Genomic DNA, 11,775 nt, shown 5'->3' on the forward strand with positions numbered 1-11,775 from the left:
AACGAAGGACCACCGACATGTACCAGCTGACGAACATCGGCAAGACCTACAAGCAGGGCTCCCGCATCGTGACGGCGCTGAAGGACGTCGACCTCACGATCGAGGACGGTGACCACGTCGCCATCCAGGGGCAGACGGGCGGCGGCAAATCGACGTTGCTCCAGCTGCTCGGTGCGCTCGACCGCCCGTCGACGGGCAGCATCCTCCTCGACGGCAAGGACCTCGCCCGGATGCGCGACGCCGAGCTCGGCCGGGTGCGGGCGACGCGGATCGGCTTCGTGTTCCAGGGGTTCAACCTGATCCCCACGCTCACCGCCCAGGAGAACGTGGAGACCGCGCTCGCGCCGCTCGGGATCGCGGCCACCGATCGGCGCCGGCGGGCGGCTGAGGCCCTCGCCGCGGTCGGGCTCGACACCCGGGCCTCGCATCTGCCGTCCGAGCTGTCGGGCGGCCAGCAGCAGCGCGTGGCGATCGCCAGGGCGCTGGTGAAGGACCCGAGCGTGCTGCTCGCGGACGAGCCGACCGGCGCCCTCGACGAGGACACTCGCAACGACATCATCGAGCTGCTCGAACGCATCCGCGACGAGCGCGGCATCACCCTCGTCGTCGTCACGCACGACTCGTGGGTCGCGCGGCGAGCGAAGCGCCGGCTGCAGCTGCGCGCGGGCGTGCTCACCGAGCGGCCCGTCGCCACGGTGCCCGTCGGCTGAGCGGTGCTCCTTCGGCCGATCCGGTCGCCCACGGCCCACCCGATCGGCCGGAACCGCACGTCGCTCGGCCGATCCGGCGGCGCGGCGAGGGATGTGGTTCCCTCGAGGAGCGCGGTGCGGCGCGGGAGGCGGTGGGGATGGACGCGGACGTGATCGTGGTCGGCGGCGGCCTCGCGGGCCTCGTCGCCGCGGACGAGCTGCTGCGCGCCGGACGCCGGGTCACCATCGTCGAGCAGGAGAACGCCGCGAACCTCGGCGGCCAGGCCTACTGGTCCTTCGGTGGCATGTTCCTCGTCGACACCCCCGCTCAGCGCCGCCTCGGCGTGAAGGACTCCTTCGACCTCGCCTGGCAGGACTGGCAGGGCTCCGCGCAGTGGGACCGCCTCGAGGGCGACCATCCGGAGGACGAGTGGGCCGCCCGGTGGGGAAGGGCGTTCGTCGAGTTCGCCGCCGGCGAGGCCCGGCCGTGGTTGAAGGACCGCGGCGTGCGGTTCACGCCCCTCGTCGGCTGGGCGGAGCGGGGCGACGGCCGGGCGCTCGGGCACGGCAACTCCGTGCCGCGGTTCCACATCGCGTGGGGCACCGGAACCGGGATCTCCGAGCCCTTCGCGGACCGGATCCGCGCCGCCGCCGCCGAGGGCCGGGTCACGCTGCGCTTCCGGCACCGCGTCGACGGGCTGCTCGTCGAGGCCGGCCGGGTCGTCGGGGTGGAGGGCGCGCTGCTCGACGAGGACGACGCCGCTCGCGGCATCCCCTCGAACCGCGACGTCGTCGGCGACTTCACGCTGCGCGCTCAGGCGGTCGTGCTCGCGTCCGGCGGGATCGGCGGGAACCACGAGCTCGTGCGCCGCTGGTGGCCCGACCGCCTCGGGACGCCGCCCGCCACGATGATCACCGGGGTCCCCGCGCACGTCGACGGGCGGATGCTCGACATCGCCGAGTCGGCCGGCGCGCGGCTCACGAACCGTGACCGGATGTGGCACTACACGGAGGGGGTGCGGAACTTCGATCCGATCTGGCCGGGGCACGGCATCCGGATCCTGCCCGGCCCGTCCTCGATGTGGTTCGACGCGATCGGCCGCCGCCTGCCCGCGCCCGGCTTCCCCGGCGCCGACACCCTCGGCACGCTGCGGCTGCTGCGCGCCGACCCCGCCATCGCCGGGTACGACCACTCCTGGTTCGTGCTCACGCAGCGGATCATCGAGAAGGAGTTCGCGCTCTCCGGCTCCGAGCAGAACCCCGATCTCACCTCGCGGGACCTGCGGAGGGTCGCTCGGGACCGGCTCGGCCGAGGCGCCCCGCCGCAGGTCCGCGCCTTCGTCGAGCGGGGCGCCGACTTCGTCGTCGCAGCCGGGTTGGACGAGCTCGTGGACCGGATGAACGGCCTCACCGACGTGCCGCTGCTCGACGCGCGGGAGCTCGAGCGCCAGATCAGGGCCCGCGACGCCGAGATGGCGAACCCCTTCGCCAAGGACGCGCAGGTGCAGACCATCCACAACGGGCGCCGATTCCTCGGCGAGCGGGTGTGGCGCATCGCGAGGCCGCACCGGCTGCTCGATCCGGCGGCCGGCCCTCTGATCGCCGTGAAGCTGCACATCCTCACCAGGAAGAGCCTCGGAGGCATCCAGACGGATCTCGAGGGCCGGGTGCTCGCCCCCGACGGCTCCGTGCTGCCCGGACTCTCCGCCGTGGGCGAGGCGGCCGGCTTCGGCGGAGGCGGGGCGCACGGCTACAACGCGCTCGAGGGCACCTTCCTCGGCGGCTGCGTCTTCACGGGCCGCACCACCGGCCGGGCCCTCGCCGACGCGCTCTGATCCCCGTCACGGCCGCCCGGACCGCTCAGACGTGCCCGGCCCCGGCCCCGCCAGGGGCCCTCGGCCCAGGACTTCACGCAGAATCCGCCCCTCCATCCGCAGGACGCCGTCAGGGCAGGGCGACGTCTTCCGTCGGCCGCGGAGCCTCGAGCATCGAGGGGCGCGGATGCGGAGGGGTCAGGTGAGCTTGTGGGCACGCACCGCGGTCCCGTAGGCGCAGATCTCGGTCCAGGTCTGACCCATCTCCGAGGTGTCGAACCGCATCGCGACGATCGCGTTGCCCCCCTTCGCCGCGGCCTCCTCCTGCATCCGCTGGATGACCTGGAACCGGCTGTCCACGAGCGCCTGCGTCATCCCGGTGACCTCGCCGCCGAGCATCGACTGCAGGCCGGCGCCGAACTGGGCGACGACGTTGCGGGAGCGGACCGTGAGGCCGAAGACCTCGCCGAGCACCTCGTCGATGGCCCAGCCGGGCAGGTCGTTCATGGTCGAGATCAGCATGATCGCGACCATAGCCCTCGGCGTCACGGCGCCGGCGGGCCGATCCGCCTCAGTTCAGGGAGGGCGTGTCCTCCGGCACGACGCCCGTGCCGTAGAGGTCCGTGGCGAGGTCCCGAAGCGCCCGCAGAGCCACCCGCTGGGGGAGCGGGCCGTACGAGATGCGGGCGACGCCCAGCGCCTCGTACTCCGCGGCCGGGAGGGCGCCGGGCAGGCCGAGAACCGAGATCCGGCCCCGGCCGATGCCCTCGACGACCCGCTCGATGATCTCGCGCCGAGTGGGGCCGGGCACGAAGACGAGGGCGGCGCCGGCGTCCAGGAAGGCCCGGCCCCGCTCGACCGCGTCCGCGATCGACTCGTCGGCCGGCCGCCTGCCCGCCCCGAGGAACGCGTCGGTCCGCGCGTTCAGCTGGAACGCCACGCCCTCCTGCTCCGCGGCGCGCGTGACCGCGCGGACGCGCTCGACCGCCTCGGGAAGCGGCCGGAGCCGGTCCTCCATGTTGGCACCGACGATGCCGAAGCCGATCGCCCGGCGTGCCGTCTCGCCCGGCTCGTCGTACCCGTCGTCCAGGTCGGCGGTGACCGGAAGGTCCACGGCTTCGGCGACCGTCCTCGCCCCGGCGAGCGCGGTCTCGAGCGGCATGCCGCCGTCGGGATAGCCGAACGACGCCGCGATGGAATGGCCCGCGGTCGCGATGGCCCTCGTGCCGGGCAGGCCCGCGACGACGCGGGCGCTGACGGCGTCCCACACGTTGACGAGGCGGAGGATCTCGGGGGATTCGTGGAGGGCCTTGAGCGCCAGCGCGCGCTCCGGGGTGCCCTCGGGTGCTGATGCCATGCGGCGGAGCATACGGACCGCGGGTGACGCGCAGTCGGTGTTCACACGATTGTGAAACGCGCGTACGGTGAGCGTCGTGACAGCGGTGATCGAGGCCCGGGGCCTCGTCAAGCGGTACGGGAGCACGCTCGCCCTCGACGGGCTCGACCTCACGGTGCGGCAGGGCGAGGTGCACGGCTACCTCGGCCCGAACGGCGCGGGCAAGTCCACGACGATCCGGATCCTGCTGGGCCTCGCGAGGGCGTCGAGCGGTCGCGTGGCGGTACTCGGCGGCGACCCGTGGCGGGACGCCGCGCATCTCCACCGCCGGATCGCGTCCATCCCGGGCGACGTCGCGCTCTGGCCGGCGCTCTCCGGGGGCGAGACCGTCGATCTGCTCGTGCGGCTGCGCGGCGGCGACGTCCGTGGCGAGGCGTACCGGCGCCGCAGGGCCGAGCTGGTCGAGGCGTTCCGGTTCGACCCGTCGAAGGCGGCCCGCAGCTACTCGAAGGGCAACCGTCAGAAGGTGGCGCTGCTCGCAGCCCTCGCCCACCCGGCCGACCTCTACGTCTTCGACGAGCCGACCAGCGGCCTCGACCCGCTCATGGAGGAGGTGTTCACCCGCGAGGTCGGGCAGCTGGCCAGGAGGGGTGCGACGGTGCTGCTCTCGTCCCACCTCCTCGGCGAGGTCGAGCGGCTCTGCGACCGGGTCTCGATCCTGCGGGCGGGCCGCGTGGTCGAGTCGGGCACCCTCGCCGAGCTGCAGCACCTCACGAGGACGGCGGTGTCCTTCGAGCGCGGCGACCTCACGGCGGAGGACCTCGTTCGAATCCCGGGTGCGCACGACCTCGAGATCGCCGAGGGACGGGTCGCGTTGACCCTCGACTCCGACGCCGTGGCAGCGGCGCTGCCCGAGCTCGGCGCGCTCGGAGTCACCGGACTGCGCGTCGCGCCGCCGAGCCTCGAGGACCTCTTCCTGCGTCACTACGGCGAGGCGGCCTGATGCTCCCGGTCCTCCTGCGGTTCCGGCTCCGGCGCGACCGGCTGCAGCTCGCGATCTGGACGCTCGCGCTCTTCGCCCTCCTGCTGGTCACCGCGTCCGCCATGACCTCCACCTACCCGCACGTCGCCGACCGCGTCGGCGTGCTGCGGATCGCGCTCGTCACCCCCGCGCTCCTCGTCCTGCGCGGAACGCCGCAGGGCACGAGCCTCGGTGACATCACGGTCTTCGAGATCGCGACGTTCCAGGCGCTGCTCATCGGGCTGATGAGCACCTTCCTCGTGGTGCGCAACAGCCGCGCCGAGGAGGATCGGGGAACGGCGGACGCGCTCGCGGCGACGGCCGCCGGCCGGGCCCTCCCGACCGTCGCCACCCTCCTCGAAGCGGTCGTCGCCGCGCTGCTCGCGGCCGTCGGGAGCGCGCTCGGCCTCATCGCGGGCGGTCGGGCGATCAGCGGCTCCATCGTCTTCGGGGTCGCGCTCGGGGCGGCCGGCCTCGCGTTCGCCGGGCTCGCGCTCCTCGTCGCCCAGATCGTCCCGACCGGCAGGGCCGCCAACGGCTGGTCGACGGCTCTCGTGCTGGCCGCATATGCGCTGCGCGGCATCGGCGACGCGACAGGCACGCCGCACGCCGCCGACTCGACCCTCACGCCCGGTTGGGCGAGCGCGCTCAGTCCCATCGGGTGGGTGCAGGCGACCCGGCCGTACGCGAGCGACGACCTGCGACCGGCGCTGCTCGCGGTCCTCGTGGGCGCCGTCGCGGCGGGGGTGGCGCTCGCCGTGCAGCGGATCCGCGACGTGGGTGCCGGGCTCGTGCCGGAGGGTCGTCGGCGGCCGGCCGCCTCGCTGCTGCTGCGCGGTCCGATCGGCCTCGCTGCGCGACAGCTCCGCGGCAGCGTGATCGGCTGGGGCGTGGGCGCCCTGCTGCTCGGTGCGCTCGGCGGCGACCTCGCGAACCTTGTGCTCGAGCAGCTGGGCAAGGATCCCGCGATCTCCCGCGTGCTCGTGCGACTCGCGGGCGGCACGGGCGGTCTGGTCGACGGGTTCATCGGCGTCATCGGAGCCTTCGTCGGCATGCTGGCGGCCGCGATCGCGGTGCAGGGCGCGTTGCGGCTGCGTCAGGAGGAGGCTGCAGGCGGCGCCGACGCCGTGCTCTCCGGGGCCGTCGGGCGGATCCGCTGGCTGCTCTCGGTGCTCCTGGTCGCGGCCGGGTCGGCGGCCGTCGCCCTCGTCCTCGCCGGCATCGCCGCCGGGGCGACGGCCGTGGCCGTGCGTCCTGACGGCGCGGCCGGAACCTTCGGCGCCTGGTTCGGGACCATCGTCTGGGAGCTCCCCGCGGTGCTCGTGGTGCTCGGCGTCGTCGCACTCGTCTTCGCCCTGGTGCCGCGCGCGACCATCCCGCTCGGCTGGCTGCTCCTCGTCGTGGCGACGTTCCTCGGTGAGTTCGCGGCGCTCCTCGACCTGCCGCAGTGGCTCAAGGACCTCGCGCCGTTCTCGCACTCGCCGGCCGTCGCTCTGGCCGACCCGTCCTTCACCGGCGCCTGGTGGATGACGGGCATCGCCGTCGTCGCGGTGGCCATCGCCGCGCTCGCGCTCCGCCGGCGGGACACCGTCCCGTGACGGACGCTCTGCTGCAGCCCTTCGCCGAGCGTCTCGCTGCCGTCTTCGCGGCGGCGGGGTTCCCCCGCATGCCCGCCCGCGTGCTGATGACCCTCGTCACCGCTCCGGGGGCCCGGCTGACCGCTCTCGAGCTGCGGGAGCGGCTCGGGATCAGCGCGGGCGCGGTCTCCGGTGCCGTCCGCTACCTCGAGACGGTCCACATGGTGCGGCGGCTCCCGCACGAGCGCTCGCGCCGAGAGGTCTACGAGGTCGCGGACGGAACGGGCTGGTACACGGCGTCACTGCGGGCCACCCCCGTGTACGACGCGATCGGCGCCCTCGTGCCTGAGGGCGTCGCGGTGGCGACGGCCGCCGGCGCCGCCGACGTCGCCGCTCGGCTCGACGAGACGGCCCGGTTCTTCGCGTTCGTCCGGGCCCGGCTGCCGGCGTTGCTCGAGGAGTGGGAGGCGATCCGGCAGGAGCCGTCCGGCTGACGCGGAAGCCGACCTTGTACCGTCGAGACCGCACGGCGCGCTGTCGAGGACGAGAGAAGGCCCGGATGCCAGGGACCCCGAACGACGAGGAGGCCCTGCGTGCACGGGCCGAGGAGCTGCTCGCCGCGATGACGCCGGCCGAGAAGGCCGGTCAGCTCACGCAGTACTTCTTCTTCTCGCTGCCCGAGGGCGCCGAGGCGGACCCGGCGCTCGGTCTCGATCCGGCGGCCCAGCCGCGCGAGGTCCAGGCCGCGCTCGAGCGCGGGGAGGTGGGGTCCCTGCTGTTCGTCACCGACCCGGCCCGGATCAACGAGCTGCAGCGGCGTGCGGTCGAGGGCAGCCGGCAGGGCGTCCCGCTGCTGTTCGGCTTCGACGTGGTCCACGGTCTGCGCACGATCCTCCCCGTCCCCATCGCGATGGCCGCGTCGTGGGACCCCGAGGTGATCGCCCGTGGGCAGTCCGTGGCCGCCAGGGAGGCGCGGGCCGTCGGCATCCACTGGACGTTCGCGCCGATGGTCGACATCGCGCGCGACCCCCGGTGGGGTCGGATGATCGAGGGCGCCGGCGAGGACCCCTTCCTCGGCGCCGCCGTCGCCGCAGCGCAGGTGCGCGGATTCCAGGGCGACGTCCTCGGCGCCGCGGAGCACGTGATCGCCGGCCCCAAGCACTTCGCCGGCTACGGCTACGCCGTCGGCGGCCGCGACTACGACGAGGTGAACCTCGCCGACGCCGAGCTCTGGAACACCGTCCTCCCGCCGTTCAAGGCCGCGATCGAGGCGGGCGCCGGCACCGTGATGACGGCCTACATGGACCTGAACGGCATCCCGGCGACGGCGAACGCCTGGCTCTTCACCGAGGTGCTGCGAAGCGTCTGGGGCTTCGAGGGCTTCGTCGTCAGCGACGCGAACGCCGTCCGCAACCTCACCACGCACGGGTTCGCGCCCGACCTGACCAGCGCGGGCGCGAGGGCGCTCGCCGCCGGGACCGACATGGAGATGGCGATCACCGACCCGGCGTTCGCGCACCTCCCCGAGGCGCTCGACGGCGGCCGCGTCGAGACCGCGGCGCTCGACGCCGCCGTTCGGCGCGTGCTCCGGGCGAAGCTGCGCCTCGGCCTCCTCGACGACCCGTACGTCGACGAGGCCCGTGCTCGCGAGGTGCTCGCGGACCCGCAGCACCGCGAGATCGCGCGGATCGCCGCCGAGCGTGCCGCGGTGCTGCTGAAGAACGACGACGACCTGCTGCCGCTCGACCGGGGGGCGCTCGAGTCGCTCGCCGTGATCGGACCGCTCGCGGCGTCGAAACGCGACACCCTCGGCCCCTGGGTCTTCGACTTCGACCTGGGCGAGACGGTTCCCGTGCTCGACGGGATCCGCCGGCACGTCGGCGACGCCGTCCGGGTCGAGTACGCCCAGGGCGTGCCGGTCGTCCAGCGCACCTTCCCGTCGATGTTCGACATGTTCGGCGGCAACCGGCCCGAGGACCCGGAGGGCTTCGATCCCGGCACCGCCTTCGACGAGGCCGTGCGGATCGCCAGGGAGGCGGACGTCGCCGTCGTCGTGCTCGGCGAGTGGCAGAACATGATCGGGGAGGCTGCGTCGCGCTCCTCGCTCCACCTGCCGGGACGGCAGCTCGAGCTGCTGCAGGCCGTGGTCGCGACCGGGACACCCACGGTCGCGCTGGTGATGAACGGGCGTCCGCTGGACCTGCGCTGGGCTGCGGAGCACGTGCCCGCGATCCTCGACATCTGGTATCCGGGCACACAGGGCGGCGCGGCGGTGGCGAACCTCCTCTTCGGGGAGGTCGCTCCCGCGGGCCGGCTGCCCTTCTCGTGGCCGCGCACGGTCGGGCAGGTGCCGATGTTCTACTCCCACACGCGCTCGCACGAGCCCGAGAACCAGCAGCGGCGGTACTGGGACGAGGCGAGCACGCCCCTCTTCCCGTTCGGCCACGGGCTCGGCTACGGGCGGTTCACCTACGGCGGCCTCACGGTCGACCGGTCGTCCGTGCCGCTCGACGGCACGGTCACCGTCGCCGTCGAGGTGACCAACACGGGCGACCGGGAGGGCGACGAGGTCGTGCAGCTCTACCTCCATCAGCGCTCCGGCACCGCCTCCAGACCGGTCCGGGAGCTGAAGGGGTTCCGGCGGGTGCCGATCGCCGCAGGTGCCACCGAGCGCGTCGAGTTCGAGGTGGGGCCGGATGCCCGCCGCTACTGGAACGCGGCCGCCCGCGACTGGGTGCTGGATCCCTCCCCCTTCGACGTGTGGGTCGGCGGCGACTCCACCGCCGAGCTCGGCACGAGCTTCGACGTCATCGCGTGACCGGGCCCGACCCGAGGAGCACCGTGGCGTGAGGTGGCGGCGGGCGGCGCTGCACGCTTCGATGGGGGCATGGCGACCTCTCTCTCCGCGGCCGACTACTTCGCCGCCAAGCTCGAGTACGAGACCGACCCGGCCGACCTCGCGGCGGCGCGGCGCTCCGGATCCGGCCCGCTCGTGATCGACGTGCGGTCCGAGGCGAGCTGGCGGCAGGGCCGCATCCCGGGGGCCCTGCACGTGCCCAACGCCGAGCTCGCCGAGCGGATCCGGGAGCTCGCGCCCGATCCCGACGCGGAGATCGTCGTGTACTGCTGGGGCCCCGGCTGCAACGCCTCGACCAAGGCCGCCCTGACCCTCGCGGAGCTCGGCTACCGGCGGGTGCGCGAGCTGATGGGCGGGTACGAGTACTGGGCTCGCGAAGGGCTCGGGACGGTCACCGACGACGGGCGGAGCCGGCTCGCACCCGATCCGCTCGCCGCACCGCTCACGACGGCCTGACGGGATCAGTCGGCGCTGCTGCCCCGTCTGCGGAGCGCGGCGACCACCTCCGGATCCCCGCTCGTGATCGTCCCGACGGTCTCACCCAGGTCGCAGCGCTCGAGCGCGACGACCGCGCTGCCGTCGGCCCGGAGCGTCGCATGCCATTGCCCGCCCGCGTCCTCCCACCGGCGCAGCTGCGCGAGCACGTCGCTCATGCCGCCCTCCCGTCGTCGGTCCCCAGCATCCGGTCGCGGGCGTCGCCCGGGCTGGGAGCCGAGGCGCGCGAGCACGAGCAGACCGACGGCGGCGAGCAGGATGAGCACGGGGACGACGACGAACGCGGCACGCAGCGAGGTCGCGTCCGCCAGCGCCCCGACGGTGAGCGGCGCGAGCAGCACCGCGAGCGACGACACGACGACGGCGCGACCGCTCGCGAGCACCGCCCGCCCCGGGGCGAGCGCGACGGCGATCGCGAGCCCGGTGGGGAAGAGGTTGCCGATCCCCGCCCCGATCACCGCCAGACCGGCGAAGGCCTGGGCGGCGCTCGTCGACGGCCAGAGGATCGCGAAGCCGACCGCGCTGCTGCCGAGCGCGAGGGCGAGCAGGCGCCGCGGCGGCAGGCGGCGGGCGAGGCCGCTGCCGACGGCCCTGCCGACGAGCACCCCGCCGAAGTAGCCGCTCATCAGCGTCACCCCGAGGTCCGCGGACACCCGGGCGGCATCGGCGACGAACGAGGCGCCCCACCCGGTGACGCACCACTCCACCGCCGTCGTGCAGAGCAGCATCGCCGCCGCGATCCAGAAGCGCCCGGGCAGCCGTCCCTGGGCCGCTCGCGCGGGAGGCGGTGCGTCGACCGGGAGCCGGCGGTTCGTGAGCCACAGGAGCACGGGGACCGCCAGGCCGGCGAGCACCGCGATCCGCCAGCCGGCCCCGATCGCCGCCGTGAGGGTCAGCACGCCGATGAGCACCACGTAGGCGCCGCTCGCTGCGAGGTTGGCCTCGGCCAGAGCGACGGCGCGGAGCTCGCCGTGCCGGTCCGCGAGCACGGCCTGCACGGTGACGAGCAGCAGCCCCCCGCCGAAGCCCATCACGAGCACGGACGCGATGGTGACCGGCGCGACGGGACCGGTCGCGAGGCCGACGGCGCCTGCGCCCATCGTCGCCGTCGAGGTCCAGAGCAGCACCCGCCGGCCGAGGCGCTGCTCGATCCGGGCGCTCGCGAGGCCCGCTCCGAGGCTGCCGACGGCGAACGCGGCGACGTGCAGGCCGCCGGTGCTGTAGTCGAGGTGCAGCTCGGTCCGCAGGTGCACGAGCACGAGGCCGGGCGCGGCCTGCAGGTAGGCGAAGAAGGCGAGCAGCCCGTAGGCGACCCAGCTGATCCGGCCTCGTCGGAAGCGCGGGCCGGCGGTCACCCCTCCGACGCTACGCGCTCGCCCAGGGCGGCGAGGCGAGGCTCACTAGCCTGGCAGCGGGACCGCGATCGCGGCCCCGGCGAGGAGGCGGGCATGCGGCGGCACCGTCCCGTCGGCTTCGGCGTCGGGGTGCTCGCGGACGGTGCGAGCGTGGCCCGACGCCCGGAGCGCAGGACGTCGCCCGGAGCCGGCACCCGGCGGCGGAGGATGCGGTGAGGGCGTTCGTCGTGCGGGCGCCGTTCGAGGCGGGCGTCGACGAGGTGCCCGAGCCGGATCCGGGGCCGGGCGAGGTCGTGGTCGACGTGCGCCGCGCCGGCGTCTGCGGCACCGACGTGGAGCTCTTCACCGGCGAGATGGCGTACCTGCAGGACGGGCACGCCGCCTTCCCGCTGCGCATCGGGCACGAGTGGATGGGCACCGTGACCGCGATCGGGGACGGCGCCGAGCGGCGCTGGCTCGGCCGGCGGGTCACGGGCGACACGATGCTCGGCTGCGGGGTGTGCGACCGGTGCCGGAGCGGCCGCCAGCACGTCTGCGCCTTCCGCACCGAGATCGGGGTGCGGGACGGGCGCCCCGGCGCGCTCGCCGAGCGCGTCGCGGTGCCCGCCCGGGCGCTGCTCGCGCTGCCCGA

The 11,775-nt window shown here is 74.5% G+C and carries 11 protein-coding genes; 8 read left to right on the forward strand and 3 right to left on the reverse strand.

Features of this window, described 5'->3' with window-relative positions:
- The first annotated feature begins 17 nt into the window (after nt 1–17).
- Both JWQ92_RS16470 and JWQ92_RS16475 read left to right on the forward strand, forming a co-directional pair.
- The gene (locus JWQ92_RS16470; protein WP_297345547.1) at nt 18–710 is read left to right on the forward strand and encodes an ABC transporter ATP-binding protein; all 693 of its coding nucleotides are present in this window, start codon (nt 18–20) and stop codon (nt 708–710) included.
- A 137-nt stretch (nt 711–847) separates the two neighbouring features.
- Entirely contained in the window at nt 848–2,524 is a 1,677-nt protein-coding gene (locus JWQ92_RS16475; RefSeq protein WP_297345548.1) for an FAD-binding dehydrogenase, read from the forward strand.
- A 177-nt stretch (nt 2,525–2,701) separates the two neighbouring features.
- On the opposite strand, the gene JWQ92_RS16480 is transcribed toward JWQ92_RS16475, so the two are convergent.
- Together JWQ92_RS16480 and JWQ92_RS16485 are read right to left on the reverse strand one after the other, a co-directional pair.
- Nucleotides 2,702–3,025, reverse strand: coding sequence for a YbjQ family protein (locus JWQ92_RS16480; RefSeq protein ID WP_297345549.1), 324 nt, complete (start codon nt 3,023–3,025; stop codon nt 2,702–2,704).
- A gap of 49 nt (nt 3,026–3,074) precedes the next feature.
- On the reverse strand, nt 3,075–3,860 hold the full coding sequence (locus JWQ92_RS16485) for an isocitrate lyase/phosphoenolpyruvate mutase family protein (RefSeq protein ID WP_297345550.1): 786 nt from the start codon (nt 3,858–3,860) through the stop codon (nt 3,075–3,077).
- A gap of 76 nt (nt 3,861–3,936) precedes the next feature.
- On the opposite strand from JWQ92_RS16485, the gene JWQ92_RS16490 reads away from it, so the two are divergent.
- The 5 genes from JWQ92_RS16490 to JWQ92_RS16510 all read left to right on the forward strand — a co-directional run bounded on the left by JWQ92_RS16490 (nt 3,937) and on the right by JWQ92_RS16510 (nt 9,750).
- Complete coding sequence (locus JWQ92_RS16490) at nt 3,937–4,842, forward strand: ABC transporter ATP-binding protein (RefSeq protein ID WP_297345551.1); 906 nt, start codon at nt 3,937–3,939, stop codon at nt 4,840–4,842.
- Nucleotides 4,842–6,458 carry a hypothetical protein gene (locus tag JWQ92_RS16495; RefSeq protein ID WP_297345552.1) on the forward strand — a complete coding sequence of 539 codons (1,617 nt, stop codon included), beginning with the start codon at nt 4,842–4,844 and terminating at the stop codon, nt 6,456–6,458. The genes JWQ92_RS16490 and JWQ92_RS16495 overlap by 1 nt, the downstream gene beginning before the upstream one ends.
- Nucleotides 6,455–6,931, forward strand: coding sequence for a MarR family transcriptional regulator (locus JWQ92_RS16500; protein ID WP_297345553.1), 477 nt, complete (start codon nt 6,455–6,457; stop codon nt 6,929–6,931). The genes JWQ92_RS16495 and JWQ92_RS16500 overlap by 4 nt, the downstream gene beginning before the upstream one ends.
- A gap of 65 nt (nt 6,932–6,996) precedes the next feature.
- Nucleotides 6,997–9,255, forward strand: a complete 2,259-nt coding sequence (locus JWQ92_RS16505; RefSeq protein ID WP_297345554.1) for a glycoside hydrolase family 3 N-terminal domain-containing protein — start codon at nt 6,997–6,999, stop codon at nt 9,253–9,255.
- Nucleotides 9,256–9,324: 69 nt separating this feature from the next.
- Nucleotides 9,325–9,750: a rhodanese-like domain-containing protein gene (locus tag JWQ92_RS16510; protein ID WP_297345555.1), complete on the forward strand. Its 426-nt coding sequence runs from the start codon at nt 9,325–9,327 to the stop codon at nt 9,748–9,750.
- A gap of 5 nt (nt 9,751–9,755) precedes the next feature.
- On the opposite strand, the gene JWQ92_RS16515 is transcribed toward JWQ92_RS16510, so the two are convergent.
- Entirely contained in the window at nt 9,756–11,144 is a 1,389-nt protein-coding gene (locus JWQ92_RS16515) for a sugar MFS transporter (protein ID WP_297345556.1), read from the reverse strand.
- A gap of 212 nt (nt 11,145–11,356) precedes the next feature.
- On the opposite strand from JWQ92_RS16515, the gene JWQ92_RS16520 reads away from it, so the two are divergent.
- A partial coding sequence (locus tag JWQ92_RS16520) for an alcohol dehydrogenase catalytic domain-containing protein (RefSeq protein ID WP_297345557.1) occupies nt 11,357–11,775 on the forward strand: 419 nt, incomplete at its 3' end.

The organism is Amnibacterium sp., from assembly GCF_025463795.1.
GTDB lineage: Bacteria > Actinomycetota > Actinomycetes > Actinomycetales > Microbacteriaceae > Amnibacterium.